We start from the raw sequence: 25,755 nt of genomic DNA, 5'->3' as shown, positions 1-25,755 counted from the left end.
CTTCTACAGAACTTCCCGCGCCTGGGAACCAATTGAGTCTTGAATCATGTTCTGTATAGCCATATTCCGCGGAATATCAGACTGAGAGCCCCAGATTGCCGTGGCTCACTCTGCGCGGTATGTTCCCTGCGGTAAAAAGAAGACCTCTAGTTGGTTCTCAGCGGGTTGAATCAAAACCGAACAGCCACGCGCCATCCGGGGGCCACTCGTGAAGCGGAGGCAACGGAAGCGGATGGAAGCTGCACCGCGGTCCTGGCAATTCAGCTTGTCCAACTGGTCTGTCACTCGCAAGGTCGGCATCGTTCTGGTGCTTCCGGTGCTGCTGGCCACCGTGTTCGCCGTACTCCGTATCAACAACGAGCTGCGCACCATGTCGCAGTTGGACGCGGCGACCGAGCAAGTCATCATCATCCGCCCGATCGGCAAGTTCGGCACGGCCACCGAACAACTCGCGATCGCAGCGACCTCCTCGTGGGGCAACATCGCCGATCCCGCGACCGACGCGGCGCTGACGAAATTCGACCAGGCGCTCGCCGACCTCGAGGCCGCGATGCGCACCTCCAAAGTCAGCAACCGGGTCAGCGCCGAACTCGCCTCCGCCGTCGCCACCGGCACCACCATGCGCAACAGCCTGCGCAACGGATCACCCGCGATGGTCGGCGAGCAGGCCGACGAAATCGCGGTGCGCATCGGCAACGCCTTCGCGATGTCGCCCTCGGTCGAAGACCTCATCATCCAGCGGTACTTCCTGCAGATCGGCGCGATCCAGACCTCGCGGCGCGTGCTCACCCAGCAGCGCATGCTGGTCGGCTCACCCGAGGCAGGCCACAATCCGGCCGTGCGCCCCCGAGTACTCACCTCCGCGGGCGCCGAGATGACCATGATCAACACCTATGGCGTCATCCTTCCCGACAACTCCACCAACATGCGCCAGATGCTGGACGCGGTCTCCATCCGGCTCGCGGCCTTCAGCCAGAACGCGGGCGATCCGACCTCCAATCCCACAGTGCTCGACTCACTGCAAACCAGCGCCGACCTCTATGAGAAGACCACCGCCCAGCTGACCGACACCATCGACAAGGCGCTCGCCAACCGGACCACCGAGGCCCAAACCGGCGCGCTACGGGAAACCACCATCGTGATCGGCATGCTGCTCGCCGGTCTCGCGCTCGCGCTCGCCGTCGCGCGCACCCTGGTCGTCCCGGTCCGCAGGCTACGGCGCGACGCACTCGAGGTCGCGCACGTCAAGCTGCCGGAGGAACTCGCGGTAGTGCGCAGTGGCGGCGCGACACCGGAGATCACGCCGGTCGCCGTGCACACCACCGACGAGGTCGGGCAGCTGGCCCGCGCGGTCGACGAAATCCACGAGCAAGCGCTGAATCTGGCAGCCGAGCAGGCCCGACTGCGACTGCAAATCGGGAACATGTTCGAAACTCTTTCCCGGCGCAGCCAGTCGCTCGTCGAGCAGCAGCTGGCACTGATCGAGGATCTGGAACACGACGAGGACGACGGCGAACGGCTACAGAGCCTGTTCCGCCTCGATCACCTCGCGACCCGCATGCGCCGCAACGGCGACAACCTGCTCGTGCTCGCGGGCACGGCACTGCGGCGCGGTCAGCTGCACCCGGTGCCGCTGTCGGACATGCTGTGGAGCGCGGTTTCTCAGGTCGAGGACTACCAGCGGGTCGAGATCGGCGCGGTGCCCGACGGCATTGTCGCGGGCGAGCCCGCGGTCGACATCGAGCACTTGCTCGCCGAGCTGATCGACAACGCGCTGCGCTATTCGCCGCCGACGACCCCGGTCGCGGTGATGGTCGCGCGCGCAGTGGACGGCGGCTACCTGATCGAGATCACCGACCGCGGCCTCGGCATGGGCCTCGACGATCTGCAGACGACCAACGACCGGCTCGCTTCCGGTGGTGAGGTCACCGTCGAAACCGCGCGCCGAATGGGCCTTTTCGTGGTCGGCAGGCTCGCGAAGCGGCACACCATCACCGTCAGCCTGCGCCGGACCTCGACGATGGCGCAGCAGCCCGGCATCACCGCGAGTGTGCATCTACCCGGTGCGCTCGTGGCGCCGCCGATGGATCCGGAGCCGACGCAGCAACTACTCGAAGCGCCCGCGCTGCCCGCCACACCGAGCCAGCCGCCGCGCACGCTGGTGCCGGTGCCAAGTCTGCCGCAGCGCGAACCACCGCGTTTCACCAGTTCCGGGCTACCGCAACGTCGTCCAGCCATTCGGGTGGCCGACACGGCCGAGCAGCCCGCAATCGGGGCACCGACGGTCGACGACTCCGAACCGCTGCCCGATATGTTCGCCGAACATCCGATCGAGACCCCGAGCCTCGAGCTGCCGAGGGTCGCGGCGTTCGGCCCGCCGGCCTCGGCATCGAACAAGTCGGCGGCACAGTCCTCCGTCGATGTGGACACCCAGGCCTGGCCCATCTTCGACACCGGCTCCTTCGAGGCCATCGAGGATTCGACACCTGTCGCCGACATCGAACCGCAGGTGCCGCTCGGCACCGCAGGCGATACCTGGACCGAAGCCGACGCGGCGGTAACGACCGGTCCCAGCCCGGTCGTCGACCGGGAGCCCGCACCGGTGTCGGCAGGCGCACGACCGGCATCGCCCGCCAAAAAGCCCGCAGGCGCACCGGAACCCGCAACGGTCACCTCATCGCGGCTGCAGCCGGTGGCAGGCGAATCGCCGACGCCGATCTACCAGCGAATGGTCTCGGAATGGCTGGTCGAGCCCGCGACCTCACAGCAGTCGGAGGCGACCTGGTCCTCACCGGCGGTGGACGCAGGCTGGCTGGCCGCCGAGGACGCCGCCCGGCCGACGACCACCTCCCGCACCGTCGGCGGTCTGCCGATCCGGCGCCCAGGAGCGCAGTTGGTGCCCGGTGGTCTTGCGCCTGCCGAAGACGCAGCAGCTCGTGATCCGGAGGAAATCCGGAGCAACCTCACCAGGCATCTCAGTGGGGTCCGCAGTGGGCGGGCCGATGCCCAGTACAACGACGGAGGGCTTGGATGACCAACGCGAACAGCACCACCGATGAAAACCTGAACTGGCTGGTCACCCGCTTCACCAGGGACGTCCCCGGGGTATCGCACGCAGTGCTGGTCTCGGCGGACGGCCTACTGCAGGCAACCAGCCCGCATCTACCCAGTGACCGGGCCGAACAACTGGCCGCGGTCACCGCGGGCCTGGCCAGTTTGTCGGCCGGTGCCGCACAGCTTTTCGACGGCGGCAAGGTGATGCAGTCGATCGTCGAGATGCAGCGCGGCTACTTGTTGGTGATGAGTGTCGGCAACGGCTCGCACCTGGCCGTGCTCGCCAACAAGGCACACGACATCGGCCGCATCGGCTACGAGATGGCCCTGCTGGTCGATCGAGTGGGCACGGTGGTCACCGCCACCGCCCGCACCGCTGTCTGAGGGTGAGATGTCCAGCCCCAACGGCCCCGGACAACACCGACCGGCCACACGCGTCAGACCGTATGCGCTGACCTCTGGGCGTACCGAGCCCGCGGTCGACCTGCCGCTTGAGGCTGTCATCGAAACCCTGTCTTACACTGCCCATCTCGACTGGCCATCGGGAGATCTCCGTACGGAGATCCTCAGGCTGGGCACCCACCGTCTCTCGGTTGCCGAGATCGCCGCGCACCTGGATCGTCCACTCGGAATGGTTCGGGTCATGGTCGGCGACCTGGTCGTCGACGGACACCTGCGGATGCATTCGACACTGACCGAAGAGGCGAGTTTTGACGAGCGCCGTTCACTGATGGAGAGGACTTTGCGTGGACTCCGCGCGTTATAACAACCTCGCACCGAACGATGCCGATTCCCGCGTCGCATCGACGAAAATCGTTGTAGCGGGTGGCTTCGGAGCGGGCAAGACAACCTTTGTCGGCGCGGTATCGGAGATCGTTCCGCTGCGCACCGAGGCGATGGTGACCCGCTTCTCCGACGGTATCGACGATCTCGCCGATACCCCGGAGAAGGAAACAACCACGGTTGCCATGGATTTCGGGCGGATCATCCTGCCGGGCAACCTGGTGTTGTACCTGTTCGGAACCCCGGGCCAGCGTCGCTTCTGGTTCATGTGGGACGACCTGATCCGTGGTGCAATCGGCGCGGTGGTGCTGATCGACACCAGACGGCTGGAGGACAGCTTCGCCGCGGTCGATTTCTTCGAGGCGCGCAAACTGCCGTTCCTCATCGCGGTCAACCGGTTCCCCGACGCGCCCCGCTTCCCGATCGCCGAATTGCGCGAAGCGCTTTCGGTGCGCGAGGGCGTGCCGATCGTGGACATCGACGCCCGCAACGCCATGGAGGTGCGCCAAGCACTCGCCGCGGTGACCGAATACGCAATCGCCCAGCTGAAGGCCTCGGAACTGGAAGGAACCGCCTCGCATGCATGAGGTCCGGTTGTTCTCGCTCGGGAACAACGGTGCGGTGGACCAGTTCTCGATGGGGTACTGGATCGCCGCGCTCTCCTTGGGGATCTCGGTCATCGGCGCGGTGGTCGGGGTAGCCTGCATCCTGCACGGTTCGCGGTCGATTCGTTTCCGGCTGGTATGGCTCGCCTCGGCGGCCGTTTCGGTCGGCGGCGTCGGGATCTGGCTGGCCACTTCGGTGGTGCTGCTCGGCGTGCACGTGCCGGGCAGCGATGTGCGGTTCGACGCGGGCAGCCTCATCACGTCGATGGTCGTGGCATTCGTCGCGGTGTTCGCCGCGCTGGTGATCATCGGGCGCACCCTGCACCTGCCGCGCTTGATCGCAGGCGGCGTCGTCATGGGGCTGGGCACCGGGCTGTCGCTCTACCTCGGCATCGGTTCGATCCAGGTTCAGGGTTCGGTCGAGATTTCACCGGCGCTGGCCGCGGTATCGCTGACCGTCGCCATCATCACCGCGACCGCCACACTGTGGTCCGTACAGGCCTTCCAGTTCCCGATGGCACGAGCGGCGACGACGGTGCTGTTCGGCATCGGCGTGGCCGGGATGTACTACGCCGGTATCGGCGCGATCGAGCTCACCATCGATCCGACGGCGAAGGCGCCGACCGGACTTCCGCTGTTCGACTTCGTCTTCCCCATGTTCGTCATCGGGTCGCTGGCCCTGACCGTGCCGATCACCGCCGTGCTCGTCGCACCCGATCGGCGCGACACCGCAGCGATCGCCGAAACCACGCGGCAGGTCGGGCTCGAAGCGGCTCGCTGAGTCGCCTCGAGCCCGACCGAGTTCGCGTGCGGATCGAACCCGCCTCAGCCCTTCGGGGCAGGCATCTCGCCGGCGGCTCGACTCGGATCGATGATGCCGAACGACTCACCCTGCGGAGCCGCAAGGACCGCCGACCGCCCGACTGGGGAGTCCGACGCGGGCTGCAACACGGTGCCGCCCAGTTCGAGGGCCTTGGCGATGCCCGCGTCGACGTCGTCGAACTGGAACCACACCAGCCAGTAGTCCGGCATCGAGTCGCTCACCGAAGCCGAGTCGTCGGTCAGCCCGCCGACCCCTTCGGTCCGGCCCGGCGGGGTGAACATCAGATACTCGGCGTCGCCGAGTTGGAAATCGGCGTAGCTGAAGCCGAAGACATCGGCATAGAAGTCCTTCGCGGCCGGCAGGTCGCGGGTGTGCAGCTCGTTCCAGACGTAGGCGCCGTGCTCGTTGTAGACTGCGGCGCCGTTGTGCTGCTTGGCTTGCCATACCGCGAAGGCCGCGCCGCTCGGGTCGGCGGCGACGAACATCCGGCCGAACTCCATCACGTCGAAGGTCGGCACCATCAACCGGCCGCCCGCGGCCACCACCGCGTCGGCGCTGGTGTCGGCGTTCACGACGGCGAAGTAGGTCGTCCAGGCCGATGGCATCCCGGGCATGGCGTCGGGCTTGGGCCCGATGCCCGCCACCGCCGCGCCGGATTTCGCCGCCATCAGATAGCCGCCCGTATCCGGGCCGCCGTCCTGGATCTCCCAACCGAACAACTGGGTGTAGAACTCGCTGGCCTTCGCCGGGTCGTCGACCTGACAGTCGACCCAGGCGGGTGTACCAGGTTGCCAGGCCTCGTTGCGTATGGGCATTGGACATCTCCGTTTCGATGAGTTTCGTATCGACAAACGGCCGAGCAATCGCCTTCTCACAACTCCGCGGTGCACTCACCATCTCGGCGACCACGCGAACCACCCACAGTCAACCAGCCGGGACCGACAGTTTTCGCGGGTTCGGCAATGCCGCCGATTTCCGTGCCCGACCGTCTTACAGTGAGAGATATGCGTTTCGGTCTGGACTACGCCGCGGGACGTCCTGGGGGTGCAGCAATCCGCGCGGCAGCGTTCGACTTCGTGGTGCGCTACCTGTCCGATGGCAGCCCGACACTGCCGGGCAAGCTGCTCACGCCCGCCGAGGCCGACGATCTGCGGGCGCACGGGGTGTCGATCGTGTCGAACTGGGAAACCACCGCCGCCCGCATGCTCGACGGCCACGGTGCCGGCATCGTGGATGCCCGCGCGGGCCTGGCACAGGTGCTGCGCTGCGGTGGCCGCCGGGACCGGCCGATCTACTTCTCCGCCGATTTCGATTCGACGCCGCAGGATCAACTCGCCATCAACGCCTACCTGAATGGTGCGGCAACGGTGCTCGGCGCCGCGAATGTCGGTGTCTACGGCGGGTATTGGTCGGTCAGCAGGGCGCTGGACGCGGGCAGTGCGGCGTGGGCGTGGCAGACCGATGCCTGGTCGGGGACCAATGTCGAAACTCGCCGCAGTATCCATCAGACGCTGCGCCAGGTGGTGGTCGGCGGGGTGCTCTGCGATGTGAACGAGGCCGAAACCGAAGACTTCGGCCAATGGGATTTCCTACAGGAGGAACCGGACGTGACGCCGGAACAAGAGGCAGTGCTGCGTGATATCCAGATTCAGCTGCGTGGGCCCGGCCTTGCCGGCTGGCCGCAGTTGGGCACCGACGCCGATGGCAACAGCCTGACCCTGGTGGACGGACTGGCCGCGGCGCTGCACCGGATCGAGGACCTGGAGCGCGAATCAACTGGATTGCGAACGCAAATCGGCGAATTGCGGACCGAGATCAGTGAACTGGAGGCCACGACAGCCGATTTGGTCGATGAGGTCGAGCGGTTGAACGGGCGGCATTGGCCGTGGCCGTTGTCCCTGATCGAAGGTCCCGCGGCGCTCGTCGCGGAGCAGCTGGCTCGACTGGAGTCCTTGTTGCCGGACTTGCCCGGTATGCCCGGTCATGGCGAATCGGCGCAGGATGACCGAGCCGAGATCACCCAGCCGGCACAGCTCGGAACCGTGCAGTGAACTGAACGTCGCCCACAGCCCCACTGTTGCTGGATCGGGTGGGGACGCGCGAATCACAGGGGGACAAAGGGATTCGGAAGGTCGAGGTCGGCCGATTCGGCCGGAAGTTTGGCGATGAGCGGGTTCTCTCGGGGGTCCAAGAGAACCCGCCCTCTCGCACGAGGGTACCGGCGTAGGGACACGAAATCATCACTTCATGAGGACTTTTACGGGCACCAAAAACCAACCCTCAGTACGTATTTCAACCATTGGCAACCGCATCGCAACCGCGCTGCCAAAGAATAGCCATGTGGCGCAGGACACATCGGTAGCTAATCAATTGCCCTCGCCGCACCGGATGCAGCAGTGGGCCGGCCGGTTTCCCGGCCGGCCCACTGTCGTTCGAGCGCACCGCGTTCGAACCGGACCTCGATCAGATCCGATCGAGGTCGATCAGCCCACGCCGCACCGCCTGCAACAACCGGCGCGGCACCTTGTGCACAACACCTCCGACGGTGACCGGCACCAGGTCGGGCGGTGTCGCCTTCCACTGTGCGCGGCGGCTGCGGGTATTCGACCGCGACATCCTGCGCTTCGGAACCGCCATGTCAGCCCTCCCCTCGTCCGGGCTGGGACGCAGCGCGGGCCCGCCTGCCGTACTTGCGCTCGAACTTCTCCACCCGGCCCTGGGTGTCCATCACGCGGTGCGCTCCGGTCCAGAACGGGTGCGAATCGGACGTCACGTCCACCATGAGCAACGGGTAGGTGTTGCCGTCCGACCACTGCACCGTCCGCGTACTAGTGGAGGTGGACCTGGTCAGGAACTGCTTGCCGGTGCTCGAATCCTCGAAAACCACCGGGTGATAGTCCGGATGTATTCCGATCTTCATGTGCTTTCTCCTTTCGGGCTTTTCGACTGTCCCGCACTGCCTTCCACGGGCAGGCCGGTCGGTTCACCGGTCTCGCACGGGTCGGTGTGCCATTCGCCGAACGGGTCTTCCCACTGCGCGACCAGTTCGGGCGCGCGTTCGAGCAGGCGTAGTTCGTCGTCCTCGACAAGGGCCCAGTGCAGGGCCTGGCGAATCTCGGCAGGATCGGCGTCGTGCACCAGGATCACCAGCGAGGTGTCCCGATCGCCGAACCTGTCGTCCCAGCGCAGTGCAGCCATCGCCCGCCGAGTCGGATCGGCGCATTCCAGCTCCGCAGGGCTCATTGCCGCCAGCCACGGTCCCGCACCACCGACGCGCAGGCCGCCGCCCGCCGACTCCAGCCACACCACCTCGTCGGGCTGAGTGGCGAGCCAGATGCGGCCACGTGCGGTCACCACGCCGTCGAACAGCACGTCGAGCGCTTCGTGCAGGCGCACGGGATGGAAGGGGCGGCTCGCGGCGAACTCCATCAGCGTGACTGCGTGATCGGCGCCGAGCGGTGGCTGTCCGCGCAGGAGCGGCGTGTGCGCGTCGAAGACCCGGCCGCGCCGGGAGTCCACGGGAATTCGGGTGAGCAGGGTCTCGATCTCCTCGGAGCCGGGACCGTTGGGGGCCACCCAGGCGACGGGGGCTTCGGGCACCAGCCTGGCCAGCACCGCGCCGAGCCGCAGTCGCTCCAGCGGGTCACCCGAATCACCGAGCGCCACAACGGCATCGGCGAAATCGACCTGGCCGACCGCGAGCTGCGCGACAGTTCGTTCGTCGTCCGCGGTGGCGAGGCCGCGCTCGGCGAGCGTCTCCTCACCGGTCGCATCGGCGAGCCACCGCTCGGCCTCGAGGCAGGTCACCACGGCCTCGAGGCGCACGTCGCGACCGGCAGGCCCATCCACCCTGCCGACGATGCCGGTGACGACGACATTCTCGATCGCCTGGCAGACCGCTTCGGCTTCGAACGCCGGATCGAGCGCGAGCACAATGCGATACACCGAGTCGCGCGCGGCCAACGTGCACAGCAGGGGCAACAGATCCATGCGCAGGGTGCACGAGACGCAGCCGTGCGCGAGTTCGAGCACCGCCGAGGTCTCGTGCTCGCCGGCGCACACCGTCCGATGCACGATGCCTTCGCGCAATCCACTCAGGTCGTGCCGAATGGTCACGGTGCCTGGCGTCGTGCGCAGCGCATCGGCCGCGCGGTCCACACCCGCCGTCGCGCGTCCGGAAGATCCGGCGATCACCACGACGGGCGTTCTCCGGTCGGACTCGATCACCGGAACCCCTTTCGATAACGATTTTCATTTACAATAGCCCGACGGTACATTGTCGAACAGCCGTTGTCGAAAACGATTGTCATCTACGAGGGAGACCGCATGTCGGCCCACTGCCAGGTCACCGGGCGCAAGCCGGGGTTCGGCAAGTCCGTGTCGCACTCGCATAAACGGACGAGCCGTCGCTGGAACCCCAATATCCAGCGCAAGACCTACTACCTGCCCAGCGAGGATCGGCGCATCACGCTGACCGTCTCCGCCAAAGGCATCAAGACCATCGACCGGGACGGAATCGAAGCCGTTGTGGCCCGGATCCGGGCTCGCGGCGACAAGATCTGAGAGGAACACCGATGGCATCCAAGTCGACCGAGCTCCGGCCGATCATCAAGCTGAAATCCACTGCGGGAACCGGATATACGTACGTCACCCGAAAGAATCGGCGCAACGATCCGGACCGGATGGTGCTGCGCAAATACGACCCCGTGGTCCGCAAGCACGTCGATTTCCGCGAGGAACGCTGATGGCCAAGAAGTCGAAGATCGCACGCAACCAACAGCGCAAGGAGGTCGTCGCGCGCTATGCCACCCGGCGCGCCGAGCTCAAGGAGCTGATCCGAAACCCGGCCACCTCCGACGCCGACCGGGCCGTCGCGCAGTCGGCGCTACAGCGGCTGCCTCGCGATGCGAGTCCGGTACGATTGCGCAATCGGGACGCCGCTGACGGACGGCCGCGCGGTCATCTCCGGAAGTTCGGACTCTCCCGTGTGCGAGTGCGCGAAATGGCCCATCGGGGCGAATTGCCCGGTGTGCACAAATCGAGCTGGTAGACAACCACTGTTCTCGTGAGAAGGAACCCGTCATATGGCAGTCAAGCGAGCACCCTCGAAGAAGGTTCGCGCCGAACAGAACCGGCGGCCCAAGAAGAACCCGCTCATCTCCGCGGGCATCGAGATCGTCGACTACAAAGACGTGAATCTGCTGCGCACCTTCATCTCCGACCGCGGCAAGATCCGCAGCCGCCGGGTCACCGGGCTCACCCCCCAGCAGCAGCGCCAGGTCGCCGTCGCGGTGAAGAACGCCCGCGAGATGGCACTGTTGCCGTTCACCAGTCGGTAAGCCCACCCCGACCAACGACCAGGGCCCCCGACGCAATGAAGAATGCGTTGGGGGCCTCGGTCGATCACAGCGCGGTCATCCAGCTCCGCAGTCATTCGGTCGCGCGAATCGCCACTGACGCGACCACCGCGGAGCGAGTCTTACGAACGACCCGTTCGCGGCCCGTCTCGCGTCCGAGTCGTCGAAGCTTGAAGCGCCGGGGCGGACGAAGGTCCGACACTCGCGCATGCACCGAAGGCGCGAGTCTCGACGGCTCGGACGCGAGACCAAGGGGGCCGCGAACCCGCCGCGCCCGCGCGGCCAAAATTACGGGATGGTCAGGACCTGGCCGACGTTGATCGCATCCGGGTTGTCGATGCCGCTTGCGTTCGCGATCTCCTGGTAGCGGTTGCCGTCGCCGTAGAAGCGCTCGGCGATCGCCCACAGGGTGTCGCCCGGCTCGACTGTGTAGGTTTGCGCAGCCGGCGGCGGGGGCGGAACCTCTTCGGCGGCCGGCGCGGCCTCGGCCTCGGCGACCGGCTCGGGAGCAGACAGCGGGTTATCGGTCTGGGTCTCCGACGACCACAGGGCGCCGCCGTCGGTGCCGTACAGCACCACGTTGCGGTCGGCCTGCACGGTCAGCCGGTCCGCGCTCCTGCCGTTGGTCTCGGTGGACCAGGCAGCGCCTTCGCCCTTGTAGAGCACAAAGTTGCCATCCTCCTGCAGGACGGCGCGCTCGACACCCTGATCGTGAGTCTGGGTGGCCCACACGACATTTCCATCCGGCTCCGACAACACCAGGTTGCCATCCGGCTGCAGGGTCAGGGTGTACGCACCGCCCACCAGAGACTGGCCGAGCCCGAGTTCTTCACCTACGCGCAGCGTGTCGCCCACGTCGTTCCTTTCGAAGAGTTACTGTGCCAAGCATCCGACATCGACGCACGCCGCGACACCGCTTGCGACTGCACGCGGGTCGCCCGAAACAACACCGCTTGCGACTGCTTGCAGGTCTCCCGAAAACAACACCGCTTGCGACTGCTAGCCGGTCACAACAACACCGCTGGCGACTTGCTTGCAGATCGCTCGAAACAAGATCATGGCGTACGTCGGAGCCGAATCTACTGCCCTTCCGGGCCGCGCGGAAGGATTACGCGCACGGTTCGCCGAAAGTTCACTGTGTGGCGTTGGTCGCTGTGTTGGATTGCGGCACAGTGCAGCAGGCCATCTACGGCGATAGCTGGTACACGGCGAGGGCGATCTTCGCCGGTCGCGGGGCGTGGTCAACTAGGGTGGTGTCCATGTCTCGGATGTCGGGTGCGCGCCCCGTTGCTGCTGCCGCAGTTCTGCTCGCCGTCCTCGCTGTCGCAGGCTGCGGCTCCGACGACGAAGGCGCACAACAGAAAACGACGACCGCAACGACCTCGGTGCCGACGACGCCCACCGAGGAGGCGAGCGGCAAGTCCGGCAACCCCTTCGTCGCCGATCCGACCATCGTCGGAGCCCATCCGATTCCGTTCACATCGTGGACCCGGGTCGCCGACGATCGGATCGCGGTGAACTTCCAGACCGGCGCACCCGAGTGCTACGGCGTGGACGCGACCGCGAAGGAGACCGATTCGACGGTCACCATCGAACTGCGGTCCGGCACGCGCGCCGATGCAGTCGGGCGGATGTGCACGATGATCGCGGTGTTCGGCACGCTCGAGGTGCCGCTGCAGGCTCCGCTCGGGAACCGCCAGGTCCTCAGCGCGACGTAAGGGCCCCCTCAGCGAGGTCGCAGCCCCTCAGCGGCGGAAACACATCCTGGTGACCGATGCCGTAGATGTATGCGCACCGCACCGCACCGCACCGCACCGCACCGCACCGCACCGCACCGCACCGCACCGCACCGCACCGCACCGCACCGCACCGCACCGCACCGCACCGCACCGAAAAGCATTACGCACCAACATGGCTCGAGTCAGGGCAGCGTGGTGTGCAGATCAAAGGACGAGCGCATCGCTCACGAGACGGGTTCGGCGACCGCATCCGATAGCGCGGCGAACTCCAGGTAGCTGCCCGCGCGGGCCGGGCCCCAGGTCTTCTGCGCCATCACCCGCAGCGGCATCGTGATCGACACGGCAATCTGTGCGGGCGTCCGAACAGTCGGGTCGTCGCACCACACGAACAGACCGGACCCGAGGTTGCCTGCGTTCTGCTGCGGTGTCAGCCTGCTGCCGTCGACGAACACCGCGGGGTCCCACAGCTCGTAGGCTATCGACGCAGGCACATTGCCGATCGAGGCCGGGCCGCCGGTCACGAAGTAGGTCGGCGTGAAGGCCGCGTTGTGAACCTCGTGTCCCGACGCGATGAGATCCACTGCGGTGCGCGCGATTCCGAAGTACGGCAGCGGCAGTTGCGCAATCCCCGCCCTACTCCAGAAATCGACGACGATGTCGGAATCGATGGCGATGGTTCCCTCGCCGGTGTGCAGACCGTCGTTCCAGATACGCGGTCGCTTGCCGTGCTCCCGCACTATCGCCGCGCCCCAATTGATCAGGCCGAGAAAGGCATCCACCGGTTGAGCCTGCGGTCCGTAGGTGGCGCGCGCATACGCGCCGATCTGTGGATAGTCCTCGAAGCTCGCGACACGGAGGCCGTCGAGCAGGAACTCGTCCGCACCGAGATGCCAATAGCGCCCAGGGAACAACGGCAGGAACTCTTCGAGGATGTCGCGCATCAGGTCGTAGCTGCGCGGATCGGCGATGTCGATGGCGGCGTCGGACACTACACCGTTCACGCTGCGCAGTTTCAACTCCGGATGGGCGGCGAGAATGCCGTTCATGTGGCCGGGAAAGTCCACCTCGGGCACGATCTCGACCTGGTAGTGCGCCGCATATGCGATGAGATCGCGTAGCTCTTGTTTCGAATAGTGTTCCTGCGCTGTGATTTCCGGATGCCGGTCGCTGCCGAGCCGGAACCCGAATCGGTCCGAGAGATGCAGATGCAGCACATTCAATTTGAGCTGCCCCATCCGCCGGATCTGGGCGCGCAGCATATCGACCGGCATATACTCGCGGCCGACATCGAGCATCAGCCCGCGCTCGCGGTACTCCGGCCAATCGGTCACGACCCCGCCGGGCAGCGTGGCGCCGCGCCGTAGCAGTTGCAGCGCCGACCTGGTCGCGTAAAAGGCGCCCGCGACATCCACACCGGTCAGCTCGAGGGTTTCCGACACCGATATCCGGTAGGCCTCAGGAGATTCCGGCACCGCTGGCACCGAACCGGTGCGCAGCACGAGGTCGCCCGACTCGCCCACCGAACCCGCCTGCGCCACAATGTCATTGCCGGTGACGGCGCGCAGTCCTTCGGCAAGGTCGGTGGCGCTGTCGCGCAGCGCATCCTGCGCGTACAACACCCGCGCGTGTGCACCGAGCGCGAACGAGGACCCACCGGGCACCCAGCTCTTCAGCGACGGAATGGCCTGGGGCACGACCTGCTCCGCACCGGCCTGCCCCTGCGCACCGAAGGCCACGGTGACCGCCGCGAGCATCATGACCACACCGGACGCCATCGCTGCACGAGTCGACCTGCGACCAACTGTAGAAGGCCGGGTTCGATATCCGTCGAAGGTTGGCGACCTGTGTCGTGCGCGGACGCGAAGAGGGCGGACCCGATGGGCCCGCCCTCTTGCTCGACCTGGTGTGGCTCAGTGCGCGAAGTGGCGAGAACCCGTGAGGTACAGGGTGACTCCGGCCTCGCGGGCCAGGTCCACGGTGTCCTGATCGCGGACCGAGCCGCCCGGCTGCACGATCGCGCGGATGCCCGCCTGGATGAGCTGCTGTGGACCATCCGAGAAGGGGAAGAACGCGTCCGAAGCGGCGACCGAGCCCTTGGCGCGGTCACCGGCGCGCTGCACGGCAAGGCCGACCGCGTCCACCCGGTTCACCTGTCCCATGCCGACGCCGACCGAGGCACCGTCGTGGGCGAGCAGGATCGCGTTCGACTTCACGGCACGGCAGGCGCGCCAAGCGAATTCGAGATCCGCCAGGGTCTCGACGTCGGCGGCCTCCCCGGCCACCAGCGTCCAGTTCTCCGGGTCATCGCCTGCCGCGTCCAGAATGTCGCGTTGCTGCAGCAACGCACCACCGCTGATCGGACGCAGCTCTCCGCCGGCCCGCTGCGGTGCCGCAGCAACCAGGATGCGCACATTCTTCTTGCGCTGCAACACTTCCACGGCGCCATCGGCGTAGGACGGAGCGACGATCACCTCGGTGAAGATCTCGGCGACCTGCTCGGCCATCTCGACGGTCACCTCACGGTTGGCCGCGATCACACCGCCGTAGGCGCTGACCGGATCACACGCGTGCGCCTTGCGGTGCGCCTCGGCGATATCGGCACCGATCGCAATGCCACAGGGGTTGGCGTGCTTGATGATTGCCACCGCGGGGGCGGTGTGGTCGTATGCGGCGCGCCACGCGGCATCGGCATCGGTGTAGTTGTTGTACGACATTTCCTTGCCGTGCAACTGCTGTGCCTGCGCGAGCCCGACGCCGCCGTCGTTGTCGACGTAAAGCGCGGCGGCCTGGTGCGGGTTCTCGCCGTAGCGCAGCACCGCGGCCTGCGCCCAGGTGCCGCCCAGCCAGCTGGGGAACTGCACACCGGTGAGCTCGGCCGACTCGGCCTTCCCTGGCACCAGCACGTTGGTCATCCAGCTCGCCACGGCGACGTCATAGCTCGCGGTGTGTTGGAAAGCCTTGGCCGCCAACGCGGTCCGCTCGGCGGGCGTGAAACCGCCGGCCTGCACCGCGCTGAGCACGTCGTCGTAGTCGCCGCTGTCGACGACCACTGCGACCGAAGGGTGGTTCTTGGCGGCGGCGCGCACCATGGACGGCCCGCCGATATCGATCTGCTCGACGCACTCGTCCGGAGTCGCCCCGCTGGCCACGGTCGCGGTGAACGGATACAGGTTCACCACCACCAGCTGGAACGCCTCGACGCCCAACTCCACCAGCTGGTCGACGTGCTCGGCCTTGCGGGTGTCGGCGAGGATGCCCGCGTGCACGCGTGGGTGCAGCGTCTTGACCCGGCCGTCCAGGGTCTCCGGGAACCCGGTCAGGTCCTCGACCTTGGTGACCGGGATGCCCGCGTCGGCGATCTTGCCTGCGGTCGACCCGGTCGACACGAGCTCGATGCCCGCGGCGTGCAGCCCGGTGGCGAGCTCGATGAGCCCTGTCTTGTCGTACACGCTGACAAGGGCCCGCTTGATCGACTTCCGCACCGATCCTTCGCTGCGCTCAGCTGGGTCAACCGTTCCTTCGCTGCGCTCACTCACCGAAGAACTCGCTCATCTGGGATAACTGCCTTTCGTCCGTCGGAGACAATGCCTCTGGTGGCGACGGCGGCGACAACTTCCGCCAGCAACCGTCGCTCGACAACCTTGATGCGCTCGTGCAGCGTGGCCTCGTCGTCGTCGTCCAGCACCGGCACCGCTTCCTGCGCGAGGATCGGTCCGGTGTCGACGCCGGAATCGACAAGGTGCACAGTGGAGCCGGTGACGCGGACGCCGTAAGCCAGCGCGTCACGTACCCCGTGCGCGCCGGGGAAGGCGGGCAGCAGCGCGGGGTGGGTATTGATGATCCGGCCGCCGAATCGGGTCATGAACGCCGGACCGAGGAGCTTCATGAAGCCGGCCGAGACGACGAGATCGGGGTGGTACGCGGCGACCGCCTCGGTCAGCGCGGCATCCCACGCGGCGCGGTCGGGAAAGTCTTTGAGCGCCACCCGGAAATCCGGGATGCCCGCGGCGGCCGCGTGCTCGGTGGCGGCACAGTTCCGGTCGACACCGACAGCGACGATTCTCGCGGGATAGTCGGATGCGGACGCGGCTTCGATGAGGGCGCGCAGCAGCGACCCGGTGCCCGAGGCCAGCACGACGACGGTGGCCGGGGCCGTGGTGGGCACCCACTGAGCATGCGGGGACGTCAGCGCTCTACTCCTGCGTATCGATCGAAAGGCGGGGCTGTTCATAGTGCGGGCGGCACGAGACCGCCGCTGTAGAGCCTAACGACCGTCCACCGGGTCACTTTCCGGCAGGTCCGCCTCGACCACTTCGGCGTCGACGATGTCGGGGATGGTACCGCCGCCCGGCGCCGAACCGCGCACGCCGAGGGCAGGTTGCTCCTCGACGAGCTCGCCGTCGACTTCCACCTCGAGGTCAGGCCCGTCGTAGTGCTGGTACTCGTCGTCGTCGAAGTAGTCGTCGTCATCGGCCACGTACTCGTCGTGGTCGGCGTCATAGTCGTCATCGTGATAGTCGGCAGCGTGGTGATAGTCGGCGTACTCGTCGTCCGCGTAATAGTCGGCGTACTCGTCGTCCGCGTAGTAGTAGTCGTCGTCCTCGTCGTATCGGGGGCTCGGAGCACCGACCGGGACGACGAAGAAACGCCCGAATACCAGCCCCGCATAACCCGCGACGGCCAGCCAGACGAAGCTCACCACCGCAAAGATCGGCAGGTCGAGACCAACTCGGCCGAACGTCCCGAGCGCACCACCCGCGACCACGCCGAGCAATGCCAGCACCACGGTCGCCAGTCCGGCCGAGGTCAGCGTCGCCCAGGGTGCGGCGATCCGGTCGGTGGAGGTCCGCGTGCTGTCCAGCCCGCCGAGGACACCGACCGCCGCCGGGATGAGCAGCAGCACCAGCCACCATCCCGCAGCAGGCCCGGTCGGCACCGCGGCGAGCACCGGCACCGCCGGAACCGGCCCGCCGACCACCGAGAACACACCGACCGACGCGGCGCCGAACTGTGCGGATGCGCCCATCAGCACGCTCACCGCAGCGACGACCACATTCGGCAGATAGGCGAACGAGAGCAGAGTCAGTCCGATAACCCCGGCGGCATTGCCGGCCGATTGGTAGGTGTCACCGATCCTGGACCAATGCGCGAAGAATGACATCACGCTGACCGCGGTGGCACAGGCGAGTAGCCGCAGCACGGTCCGGCCCGCGCCGAACGTGCCTGCGACAGCCCAGTCCGGCATCCGCAGCAGAGTGAAAACCCGGCGCCGATTGCGGGAGGCGATCCCACCCGCCGCGGCGAGTAGATGCACGCTGCCGACCCAACCGAACGCGGCGAGGGTGTTCGGCGGTTGCAGCGCGACGACTCCGGAGGCGTCCTCGGCGACCGCCAGACAGACCGCCGTGACCAGCAGGGGCCCGCCCAGCGCCGCACCGAGAATCCAACCGAGATCTGCGCGAGTGCTGTTCGGCTCGACCGCGCGGGCGCATTCACGTCCGGAAAGCCAGACCAGCAGACCGGTCGGCAGCAGCGGCAGCAGGCCGAGCGATGTCTTGCCGATCACCAGCGGAACCTGGTGCGTCGCAAGCCAACCCGCGGCGATCGCGCCGGAGGTTCCGGCCATGTTGCTGCCCGAGGCCAGCAGCGTGGCGAGCACGAGGACGATAACGGCGGTGAGCGTGAGAGCCGTCGGGCGCGCGGCGACGAGCACCAGCACGCGGGCGCGTTCCGGACTCAGCGAAAGGAACCCGTGTTCGTCGCCATCACTTGGTGCCGGAGCGCCGCGACGCGACCTGCGCACCGAGGAATCCGGCGCGCTACGGGACCCGGTGGTCCGGCGAACAAGAGAGGATCTCGGGGAGCTCATAGAAATTCAGCGTGGCAGCTCCCCCGGCGCGAGCGGGTCAGGCGCGCCGCGCCCGCCCGCGATGGGCGCGGCGCCGGGAGAGCGACCGAAACTACTTGTTGTCGTCCGACGGACGGAACGCCTGGGTGGCGTCCGAGGCCGGGTCCGAACCCTGCTCACTACCGAAAGGCTGGCCCGGCTGACCCGGCTGCGGCTGGCTCTGGCCGTAGCCGGGCGCACCGTACTGCTGCTGACCGGGCTGCGGTGCGCCGAAATGCTGGGTGGCGCTTTCGTCGGGGCGCGGCGTGGGCGCCGGCGCACCGTAGGGCGAACCCTGCTGTGCCGCACCGTATCCGGGCTGCTGACCGTAGGACGGCTGCTGACCGTAGCCCTGGCCGGGCTGGCTCTGGCCGTACGCGGGCTGGCCGGGCTGGCTCTGGCCATAGGTGGGCTGGCTCGGCTGGTTGGGCTGGGCCTGACCGTAGGAGGGCTGGCTCTGGCCGTAGGACGGCTGCTGACCGTAGGTCTGGCCGGGCTGGCTCTGACCGTAGCCGGACTGGCTCGGGCTCTGACCGAACGCCGAAAACGCCCCGGGCTGCTGGCCATAGCCACCCTGACCGAAACCGCTCGGCGGGCCCTGCGGCGCGGCCGGCTTGGGCGCAGGCGGCGTCAGGATGCCCGCTTCGAACAGCACCGCGCCGACTGCGGCCGCGGCTTGCACCAGGGCGAGGAAGAGCACAACCCATGCGCCCCACTTCAACTCGACACCGTCGGACAGATTGAACGACTGGACGACCAGCCCGAGGAAACCCGCGAGCGACGCGGCGGCGGCCGCACCGGTCCAGTTCTGCTTCGGCAGCAGCGACAGTCCGGCGAGCAGGCCACCTAGCAGCAGCAGCGCGAGCAGCGCCGTCAGCGGGACGTCGAAGCCGTTGGCACTCTCGCTGGCGATCTTGGCGCCGTTCAACGGGTTGACCGCCTCGCGGCCCGCATAGGGCAGGAACCCGAGCAGGAAGTTCAGCACGCCGAGGCCGGCGGCACCGGCCGTGAGGAAGTACGGCAGTCCCTTGGCATCGGGTCCGGGAGTGCTCGAACTTGTGCCGGTACTACCCGCCGACTGGCCGAGGCTGGAAGGAACGGAGGGCGTCGCGGGTGTGTTGTACCCGGAGCCCCCGGTCGGGTAGGACATGTCGTCGTCTCCTAGGTCGAGTCGTACGTTTCTAGACGGCTGGATCTCATCTGACGCTACTGCACTGGCCGGTCCCGGTCATCCTTAACGAACCGGCCGGGCGACCTGATCAAGCCTTCCGTGCCTGGTGCCGCATGACGGTCCCGACTCCATAACAATTCGCGCCCGGGGTATCCGACGGCCGAGTCGCCGTGGACACTCCGGGCGCGAAACCCCTCGAGTCGATGCGCGGAACCTCCGAATGACGTCAGTAGTGCGGCACCAGATAGTAGGCGCCGTAGCTGCCCTGGCAGTCGTAGTCCTGCCATTCGCCGTTCTCCACACCCTGCAGCGAGACTCACACTGCCCCACAGGTCCTCGGCCGGCCGGCCGGCACCGGAACCCCGTTCGCCAGCACCAGTCGCACCGGCACAACGCGTCCAAGGGTCGATCGAGGGCGACATTCTCCTCGCCCACCCACACCTGTACTGAGCCCGGCACCAGCACCTCCACGCCAACAGCACGCCAGATTCCAGTGCGCTACATCAGCCCGCGCAACGCCTGATCAGACCACCCGCAACACGAAAAGGCCGCCGCCCGAAGTCGGGCGGCGGCCTTTTCGACTATCGCGAATCAGGCGGTGATGCTTGCCTTCTCCAGGATTTCGCGTGCGAGCGCGGCGGTCTCGGACGGCGTCTTGCCGACCTTCACACCGGCAGCCTCGAGTGCGTCCTTCTTGGCCTGGGCAGTACCGGCCGAGCCGGAGACGATGGCGCCCGCGTGGCCCATGGTCTTGCCCTCAGGGGCAGTGAAGCCCGCGACGTAGCCGACGACCGGCTTGGTGACATTGGCCTTGATGTAGGCCGCGGCCCGCTCCTCGGCGTCGCCGCCGATCTCGCCGATCATCACGATCAGCTTGGTCTCCGGGTCCTTCTCGAACGCCTCGATGGCGTCGATGTGGGTGGTGCCGATGACCGGGTCGCCGCCGATGCCGATGGCGGTCGAGAAGCCGAAGTCACGCAGCTCGAACATCATCTGGTAGGTCAGGGTGCCGGACTTCGACACCAGACCGACCGGACCCTTGCCGGTGATGTTGGCCGGGGTGATGCCGACCAGCGACTCGCCGGGGGTGATGATGCCGGGGCAGTTCGGGCCGATGATCCGGGTCTTGTTGCCCTTCTCGACGTTGTAGGCCCACGCGTACGCGGTGTCCTGCACCGGGATGCCCTCGGTGATGACCACGAGCAGCGGGATCTCCGCGTCGATGGCCTCGATGATGGCGTCCTTGGCGAACTTCGGCGGCACGAACGCGATGGAGACATCCGCGCCGGTTTCCTTGATGGCCTCGGCGACGGTGCCGAACACCGGCAGCTCGACCGCGGCGCCGTCCTTATCGGTGTGCGCGACGGTGGTGCCCGCCTTGCGCGCGTTGACGCCACCGACGACCTGGGTGCCGGCCTTGAGCATCAGTGCGGTGTGCTTGGTGCCCTCACCGCCGGTGATGCCCTGGACGATGACCTTCGAGTCCTTGTTCAGGAAGATAGACATTTCCGATTTCCTTACTTGGCCGCTGCCAGTTCGGCGGCCTTGTCGGCGCCTTCGTCCATTGTCTGCGCAAGTGTGATCAGCGGATGCGCGGCATCGACCAGGATCTTGCGGCCCTCGTCGACCTTGTTGCCGTCGAGACGGACGACCAGCGGCTTGTTCGCCTCGGCGCCCAGGATTTCCAGCGCCTTCACGATGCCGTTGGCGACCGCGTCACACGCGGTGATGCCACCGAAGACGTTCACGAACACGCTCTTGACCTGCGCGTCGTTCAGGATGACATCCAGGCCCGCGGCCATGACCTCAGCCGAGGCGCCGCCACCGATGTCGAGGAAGTTGGCGGGCTTGACGCCGCCGTGGTTCTCGCCTGCGTAGGCGACCACGTCGAGCGTGGACATCACGAGACCGGCGCCGTTGCCGATGATGCCGACCTCACCGTCGAGCTTGACGTAGTTGAGGTCGTTTTCCTTGGCCTTGAGCTCCAGCGGGTCGGTCGCGTCCTTGTCCGCGAACGCCTCGTGGTCCGGGTGCCGGAACTCGGCGTTCTCGTCGAGGGTGACCTTGCCATCGAGGGCCAGGATTTGGTTGTCGGGGGTGCGGACCAGCGGGTTGACCTCCACCAGGGTGGCGTCTTCGCCGACGAACACCTCCCACAGCTTCTGGATGGTCACGGCCGCGGCGTCCAGCACGTCGGCGGGCAGGTGGCCCTGCTCGGCGATCGAACGGGCGAACGCGAGGTCGACACCCTTGACGGCGTCGACCGGGACCTTGGCCAGCCGCTCCGGCTTGGTGGCGGCGACCTCTTCGATCTCCATGCCGCCTTCGACCGAGCACATGGCCAGGTAGGTGCGGTTGGAACGATCCAGCAGGAAGGAGATGTAGTACTCCTCCGCGATGTCCTTGGCCTCGGCGACAAGGAGCTTCTTCACGATGTGGCCCTTGATATCCAGGCCGAGGATGTTCTGCGCATGGGTAAGCGCGTCGTCCGGGGTGGCGGCGTACTTGACGCCACCCGCCTTGCCGCGGCCGCCCACCTTGACCTGCGCCTTGATCATTACCGGCTTGCCGATTTCCTCCGCGATGGCGCGGGCTTCCTCGACCGTGTCCGTCACGCGGCCCTCGGACGAGGGCACTCCGTGCTTAACGAAGAGCTCCTTCGCCTGGTATTCGAAGAGATCCATGTACTCACCGTCTCGTCTGCGTTGCTATGACAACGTCTTTGTTGGCGGCCCGACGTCGGAAGCGGGTCGGGTCGGACTCTAACCAGTCACATGGATGGCCAAACGGCCACATTCATCGTAAGTGGCGCAGGTCACGGGCCAGTGTCCAGGCCGGAAAAACCGCTGGCCAACACTACTCGCGAGTAGCTTTTGGCGGTGCGCCAGGTAGACCAGCCGAACCCGGAAGGGGAGCCGTCTACTACAAGCTGTCGTCGAATGACCTCACCCGAGTGCCCAGCGCGCGGTGCGATATTCCGTAGTGTTACCGTGATCAATCTCACATGTTTGGATTGATCGCGCGCAGCGCTTGCGGACCCCGCAATCGTTTCGTTACCGTCAGTGCGGTCGATGTCACAACACGGTCACGACTAGGAGGACGGCAAGCTTGACGCAGCACAGCACTCCGCACACGGAGAGCCGTTCCGCAGATGACCTGTCAACACCCCATCGGGGCAGGGATCTCGACACCGCGAACATCTCCAGCTTCATGATGTGGCATAGCCGATGAATCATCGCTCGACCCTCCCTACTTCCAATCGCGTTCGCTCCGGCCATCGTTATCGTGCCGATGACGAACCGTTCGGCGGCTACGCCGACCAGAGCAGACAGGGTGCCCCGGCAGCCGACGCCCGATACGCGGCCCCCGCCGCCGGAGCCCATGCCGGATACGACTTCCACCCCGCAGGCGACCACCGTGACGACTCCTGGTCCGCGAACGGTGCATGGTCGCAACAGGATTCGTGGTCCGACGGCGGCGCGTGGTCGGCCGAGGAAGCGTGGGCGCCCGCCGCCGACAACTCCTGGACGCCCGAAGCCAACAACTCTTGGACGCCCGAAGCCGACAATTCTTGGACGCCCGAAACCGGCGACTCCTGGACGCCCCATTCCGGCGACTCGTGGACTCCCGATACCGGTGATTCCTGGGCCCCCGACGCGGACGACTCGTGGGAACACGAGACGGACGACGCCGAATCCCCTGCCTTTCCCACTGTCATCCCCGGGCGCCGTTCGCAGCGCCGCGGCGGCGCACATCGAGTGCCCGCGCCACCGTCCTCGCTCAAGGGACGTGCCGCGGTCGTCGCTGTCGCGGCCGGCGCTGTCGTCGCCGCAGGCCAGGCCGCGTTCGCCTCGCCCGAACAGCCTTCGGCGACCGTCGACTACGAAGCCGCCGGTCAGATTCACGAGATCGCCGCGCAGTCGATGAGCGTGTCCGACCCCACTGCCGCACCGGATTCGCCTCAGGTGCTCAATGTCTCGGCCCCGAGCAACCTGGGCCAGTTCAACGACATCCTGCAAAAAGGGCAGAAGTACGCCGAGGATCTCGCCGCTGAAGAAGCCGCCAAGCTGCGCCCGCTGTTCACGAAGTTCGCCGCGGGCAATTTCACCTCCGGCTACGGCGCCCGCTGGGGCGTCCAGCACCTCGGCATCGACATCGCGGGCCCGATCGGAACCCCGATCTACGCGGTAGCCGACGGCACGGTCATCGAGGCCGGCCCGGCCAGCGGATTCGGCATGTGGGTTCGGCTGCTGCACGACGACGGCACCGTCACCATCTACGGCCACATCGACACCGCAACGGTGTCACAGGGCCAGCGAGTCCTGGCGGGCGATCAGATTGCCACCATCGGCAACCGCGGCTTCTCCACCGGCCCGCACTGCCACTTCGAGGTATGGCTCAACGGCCACGACAAGATCGACCCGCTGCCCTGGCTCGCCACCCGCGGCATCAGCCTCGGCCAACAACGCGACTGACCAAGCCGCCACACCCGCCTCTGTAGGCATAGAGCCCGCTTGCCGGTGGGCTCGGTGCCGCCTCGGACCGATGGTCGCTGTGCCCTGATGTGGTGGCGCGGACTGCTGCCGCAGGTCTTGGTGCCGTGTCCCACACCATCAACTGCTGCAGGCCTTGGACGTGTATCTCGGCCCGGCGATCGCTGGAGGCATCGCGCTATGCCACACCGCCGCATTGCGCGCACCGACCCACAGCTACTGCGCCCTTCGCGCATCGACGGCCACGGTAGGGCTCGGCACCATGTCGCGCACCCCGACAGCCGACCGGTGTCCTGTCACAGGTCGGCGAATCCGAGCCCGAGGCCGCACCGCGCCACGGTGAGAAGGCCGAGATCGTGGCCGGCGCGGTGGGTAGATGATCAACGGCATGCTTCCTACGTGCACCGGAGCGAGATAGCTTCTGGGTATGGCTCGTACAACGACGTACACCCAATTCATTGCGCTGCCAACGGAAGACGTATGGCGGGTGCTGGGGGATCCGGATCGGTGGCCGGAGTGGAATGCGGCGGTCACTTCAGTGCGGTTGCATGGGGTGGTTGCGGTCGGCACTACCGGGGACTATCTGCCGCGCGGGCGGGTCGTCGAGGCGGTGCATGGGCGGACTGCGCCGCCGTTTGTGATCACGGTGCTTGTTCCCGGGCGTGAACTGGCGCTGGAGCAACCGGAACCGGCGGGGCGAATGCGGATGTCGTGGACGCTGACGCCGCGCGACGGTGGGACCGAGGTGACACAGCGGCTCGCCTTCAGCGGGGTGTCCGCGCCGATCGCCAGGGCCGTGGTCGGTCCGCAGCTGGAAACAGATGCCCGCGTGTGCTTTGCACGGCTCGCTCAGCTCGCCGGGATCGCTCCGGACGCTTCGGCCTTGCATGCGGTGATCGCGGGCGGCACAGGGGCATTGGGCAAGCAGATTGCCGCAGACCTGACCTGCCGGGGCCATCATGTGACCATCCTGACGCGGCGGCGCGACCCGGAGCTGCCGTTCGCGCAGGCGGAGTGGGACGGCAGGTCCGTCGGCGAATGGGTTGGTGTGCTGAAGAATTCGGGGCCGACCGCAGTGATCAATCTGGCGGGCAAGCTGGTCGACTGCCGGCCGACCCGACGCAATATCGATGAATTGCGCCGTAGCCGAGTGGATTCGACGCGCGCCCTGGTCGAGGCAGCCGCCACGCTGGACGCGCCGATCGACTACTGGGTGCAGGCCGGCACGACCGCGATCTGGTCTGATGCGGGCGAAATCCGTTGCACCGAAACAACTCCGCTGCCGGTAGGGCTACCGCAGATGACCGGAGTGGCCGAGCCATGGGAGCGTGCCTTCGATGGTGCAAATGCGCTGCACTCGACGATCCTGCGCACCTCGATCGTGCTCGACGCCCAGGCTCCCGCACTGAAACGACTCGGCCAATTGACCAAAGCCGGCCTCGGCGGCCGGGTCGGCAGCGGCAAGCAGTGGTTCAGCTGGATTCACATCGCAGACTGGCTCACCATCGTCCGCGCCGCCCTCGGACTCGACCCCGAGGTCACGCTGCCGAACGGAATCCTGGTGGCCGCCACCGACTTCCCGGTCCGCAACCGCGAACTGGGACGGCGCTGCGCCGACACCTGCACCGCCCGCCCGCACCGCCGACCCCGGCAGCCCTGCTGGCAGTAGGTGCGATCCTGCTGCGCTCGGACCCCGCCCTCGGCCTCACCGGCAGGCATGCAACCTCAACGGTGCTGCGCGAGGCCGGTTTCCGCTTCCAATACCCAAGCTTGGACGAAGCGCTCAGCGATCTGCTGCCTCGCTGATCGAACAACCAGATCGCAGAAAGCTGCCCGCTGGACC

The 25,755-nt window shown here is 66.9% G+C and carries 26 protein-coding genes; 14 read left to right on the top strand and 12 right to left on the bottom strand.

Features of this window, described 5'->3' with window-relative positions; genetic code table 11:
* Positions 1-232: 232 nt before the first annotated feature.
* The 5 genes from ACLMAL_RS30935 to ACLMAL_RS30915 are packed head-to-tail and all read left to right on the top strand — an operon-like array spanning position 233 to position 5,223.
* A complete protein-coding gene (locus ACLMAL_RS30935; RefSeq protein ID WP_412002298.1) occupies positions 233-3,034 on the top strand; it encodes an ATP-binding protein in 2,802 nt (933 codons plus the stop codon).
* On the top strand, positions 3,031-3,438 hold the full coding sequence (locus ACLMAL_RS30930) for a roadblock/LC7 domain-containing protein (RefSeq protein WP_328406320.1): 408 nt from the start codon (positions 3,031-3,033) through the stop codon (positions 3,436-3,438). The genes ACLMAL_RS30935 and ACLMAL_RS30930 overlap by 4 nt, the downstream gene beginning before the upstream one ends.
* A gap of 7 nt (positions 3,439-3,445) precedes the next feature.
* Positions 3,446-3,820 (top strand): DUF742 domain-containing protein, encoded by a 375-nt coding sequence (locus ACLMAL_RS30925; protein WP_328406322.1) that lies wholly within the window; start codon positions 3,446-3,448, stop codon positions 3,818-3,820.
* A complete protein-coding gene (locus ACLMAL_RS30920; protein ID WP_328406324.1) occupies positions 3,801-4,424 on the top strand; it encodes a GTP-binding protein in 624 nt (207 codons plus the stop codon). The genes ACLMAL_RS30925 and ACLMAL_RS30920 overlap by 20 nt, the downstream gene beginning before the upstream one ends.
* Positions 4,417-5,223 (top strand): MHYT domain-containing protein, encoded by an 807-nt coding sequence (locus tag ACLMAL_RS30915; RefSeq protein WP_412002297.1) that lies wholly within the window; start codon positions 4,417-4,419, stop codon positions 5,221-5,223. The genes ACLMAL_RS30920 and ACLMAL_RS30915 overlap by 8 nt, the downstream gene beginning before the upstream one ends.
* Before the next feature lie 44 nt (positions 5,224-5,267).
* Here ACLMAL_RS30915 and ACLMAL_RS30910 read toward each other — a convergent pair whose 3' ends face one another.
* Complete coding sequence (locus ACLMAL_RS30910; protein WP_412002296.1) at positions 5,268-6,080, bottom strand: VOC family protein; 813 nt, start codon at positions 6,078-6,080, stop codon at positions 5,268-5,270.
* A gap of 189 nt (positions 6,081-6,269) precedes the next feature.
* Here ACLMAL_RS30910 and ACLMAL_RS30905 point away from each other — a divergent pair, with 189 nt between their 5' ends.
* Positions 6,270-7,316, top strand: coding sequence for a glycoside hydrolase domain-containing protein (locus tag ACLMAL_RS30905; protein WP_412002295.1), 1,047 nt, complete (start codon positions 6,270-6,272; stop codon positions 7,314-7,316).
* Positions 7,317-7,728: 412 nt separating this feature from the next.
* On the opposite strand, the gene rpmF is transcribed toward ACLMAL_RS30905, so the two are convergent.
* Genes rpmF through mrf form a run of 3 tightly spaced genes read right to left on the bottom strand, consistent with a single transcriptional unit; the run spans position 7,729 to position 9,492 of the window.
* Positions 7,729-7,902 carry a 50S ribosomal protein L32 gene (gene rpmF / locus ACLMAL_RS30900; RefSeq protein ID WP_328406332.1) on the bottom strand — a complete coding sequence of 58 codons (174 nt, stop codon included), beginning with the start codon at positions 7,900-7,902 and terminating at the stop codon, positions 7,729-7,731.
* A 1-nt stretch (position 7,903) separates the two neighbouring features.
* Positions 7,904-8,185, bottom strand: a complete 282-nt coding sequence (locus tag ACLMAL_RS30895) for a type B 50S ribosomal protein L31 (RefSeq protein WP_328406334.1) — start codon at positions 8,183-8,185, stop codon at positions 7,904-7,906.
* Complete coding sequence (mrf, locus tag ACLMAL_RS30890) at positions 8,182-9,492, bottom strand: ribosome hibernation factor-recruiting GTPase MRF (RefSeq protein ID WP_412002294.1); 1,311 nt, start codon at positions 9,490-9,492, stop codon at positions 8,182-8,184. Before mrf ends, ACLMAL_RS30895 begins: the two co-directional genes overlap by 4 nt.
* 99 nt (positions 9,493-9,591) lie before the next feature.
* On the opposite strand from mrf, the gene rpmB reads away from it, so the two are divergent.
* Genes rpmB through rpsR form a run of 4 tightly spaced genes read left to right on the top strand, consistent with a single transcriptional unit; the run spans position 9,592 to position 10,604 of the window.
* Positions 9,592-9,828: a 50S ribosomal protein L28 gene (rpmB, locus tag ACLMAL_RS30885; protein ID WP_328406336.1), complete on the top strand. Its 237-nt coding sequence runs from the start codon at positions 9,592-9,594 to the stop codon at positions 9,826-9,828.
* 11 nt (positions 9,829-9,839) lie between these two features.
* Positions 9,840-10,010 (top strand): 50S ribosomal protein L33, encoded by a 171-nt coding sequence (gene rpmG, locus ACLMAL_RS30880; RefSeq protein ID WP_328406338.1) that lies wholly within the window; start codon positions 9,840-9,842, stop codon positions 10,008-10,010.
* A complete protein-coding gene (gene rpsN, locus ACLMAL_RS30875) occupies positions 10,010-10,315 on the top strand; it encodes a 30S ribosomal protein S14 (protein ID WP_412002293.1) in 306 nt (101 codons plus the stop codon). Before rpmG ends, rpsN begins: the two co-directional genes overlap by 1 nt.
* 34 nt (positions 10,316-10,349) lie before the next feature.
* Complete coding sequence (gene rpsR, locus ACLMAL_RS30870; protein ID WP_328406342.1) at positions 10,350-10,604, top strand: 30S ribosomal protein S18; 255 nt, start codon at positions 10,350-10,352, stop codon at positions 10,602-10,604.
* Between the two features lie 306 nt (positions 10,605-10,910).
* On the opposite strand, the gene ACLMAL_RS30865 is transcribed toward rpsR, so the two are convergent.
* The gene (locus ACLMAL_RS30865; RefSeq protein ID WP_412002292.1) at positions 10,911-11,477 is read right to left on the bottom strand and encodes a LysM peptidoglycan-binding domain-containing protein; all 567 of its coding nucleotides are present in this window, start codon (positions 11,475-11,477) and stop codon (positions 10,911-10,913) included.
* 413 nt (positions 11,478-11,890) lie between these two features.
* On the opposite strand from ACLMAL_RS30865, the gene ACLMAL_RS30860 reads away from it, so the two are divergent.
* Positions 11,891-12,340 carry a hypothetical protein gene (locus ACLMAL_RS30860; protein WP_412002308.1) on the top strand — a complete coding sequence of 150 codons (450 nt, stop codon included), beginning with the start codon at positions 11,891-11,893 and terminating at the stop codon, positions 12,338-12,340.
* 245 nt (positions 12,341-12,585) lie between these two features.
* Here ACLMAL_RS30860 and ACLMAL_RS30855 read toward each other — a convergent pair whose 3' ends face one another.
* The 7 genes from ACLMAL_RS30855 to sucC form a co-directional block, all read right to left on the bottom strand.
* The gene (locus tag ACLMAL_RS30855) at positions 12,586-14,136 is read right to left on the bottom strand and encodes a family 20 glycosylhydrolase (RefSeq protein WP_412002291.1); all 1,551 of its coding nucleotides are present in this window, start codon (positions 14,134-14,136) and stop codon (positions 12,586-12,588) included.
* A gap of 135 nt (positions 14,137-14,271) precedes the next feature.
* A complete protein-coding gene (purH, locus tag ACLMAL_RS30850; RefSeq protein ID WP_412002290.1) occupies positions 14,272-15,843 on the bottom strand; it encodes a bifunctional phosphoribosylaminoimidazolecarboxamide formyltransferase/IMP cyclohydrolase in 1,572 nt (523 codons plus the stop codon).
* Between the two features lie 50 nt (positions 15,844-15,893).
* Positions 15,894-16,568: a phosphoribosylglycinamide formyltransferase gene (gene purN / locus ACLMAL_RS30845; protein WP_412002307.1), complete on the bottom strand. Its 675-nt coding sequence runs from the start codon at positions 16,566-16,568 to the stop codon at positions 15,894-15,896.
* A gap of 57 nt (positions 16,569-16,625) precedes the next feature.
* The gene (locus ACLMAL_RS30840; protein ID WP_412002289.1) at positions 16,626-18,230 is read right to left on the bottom strand and encodes a DUF6350 family protein; all 1,605 of its coding nucleotides are present in this window, start codon (positions 18,228-18,230) and stop codon (positions 16,626-16,628) included.
* A 91-nt stretch (positions 18,231-18,321) separates the two neighbouring features.
* Positions 18,322-19,398, bottom strand: coding sequence for a DUF5336 domain-containing protein (locus tag ACLMAL_RS30835; RefSeq protein ID WP_412002288.1), 1,077 nt, complete (start codon positions 19,396-19,398; stop codon positions 18,322-18,324).
* A 612-nt stretch (positions 19,399-20,010) separates the two neighbouring features.
* Entirely contained in the window at positions 20,011-20,925 is a 915-nt protein-coding gene (gene sucD, locus ACLMAL_RS30830; RefSeq protein ID WP_328406358.1) for a succinate--CoA ligase subunit alpha, read from the bottom strand.
* Between the two features lie 11 nt (positions 20,926-20,936).
* The gene (sucC, locus tag ACLMAL_RS30825) at positions 20,937-22,103 is read right to left on the bottom strand and encodes an ADP-forming succinate--CoA ligase subunit beta (RefSeq protein ID WP_328406360.1); all 1,167 of its coding nucleotides are present in this window, start codon (positions 22,101-22,103) and stop codon (positions 20,937-20,939) included.
* Positions 22,104-22,646: 543 nt separating this feature from the next.
* Here sucC and ACLMAL_RS30820 point away from each other — a divergent pair.
* The 3 genes from ACLMAL_RS30820 to ACLMAL_RS30810 all read left to right on the top strand — a co-directional run bounded on the left by ACLMAL_RS30820 (position 22,647) and on the right by ACLMAL_RS30810 (position 25,718).
* On the top strand, positions 22,647-23,894 hold the full coding sequence (locus ACLMAL_RS30820; protein ID WP_412002287.1) for a M23 family metallopeptidase: 1,248 nt from the start codon (positions 22,647-22,649) through the stop codon (positions 23,892-23,894).
* Positions 23,895-24,339: 445 nt separating this feature from the next.
* The gene (locus ACLMAL_RS30815) at positions 24,340-25,581 is read left to right on the top strand and encodes an SRPBCC family protein (protein WP_412002286.1); all 1,242 of its coding nucleotides are present in this window, start codon (positions 24,340-24,342) and stop codon (positions 25,579-25,581) included.
* The gene (locus ACLMAL_RS30810) at positions 25,521-25,718 is read left to right on the top strand and encodes a DUF1731 domain-containing protein (RefSeq protein ID WP_412002306.1); all 198 of its coding nucleotides are present in this window, start codon (positions 25,521-25,523) and stop codon (positions 25,716-25,718) included. Before ACLMAL_RS30815 ends, ACLMAL_RS30810 begins: the two co-directional genes overlap by 61 nt.
* Positions 25,719-25,755 lie beyond the last annotated feature (37 nt).

The sequence above is a fragment of the Nocardia sp. CWNU-33 genome (assembly GCF_046764895.1).
In the GTDB taxonomy this organism is placed as follows: Bacteria; Actinomycetota; Actinomycetes; order Mycobacteriales; family Mycobacteriaceae; genus Nocardia.
This window is presented reverse-complemented; position numbering and strand designations above follow the sequence as displayed.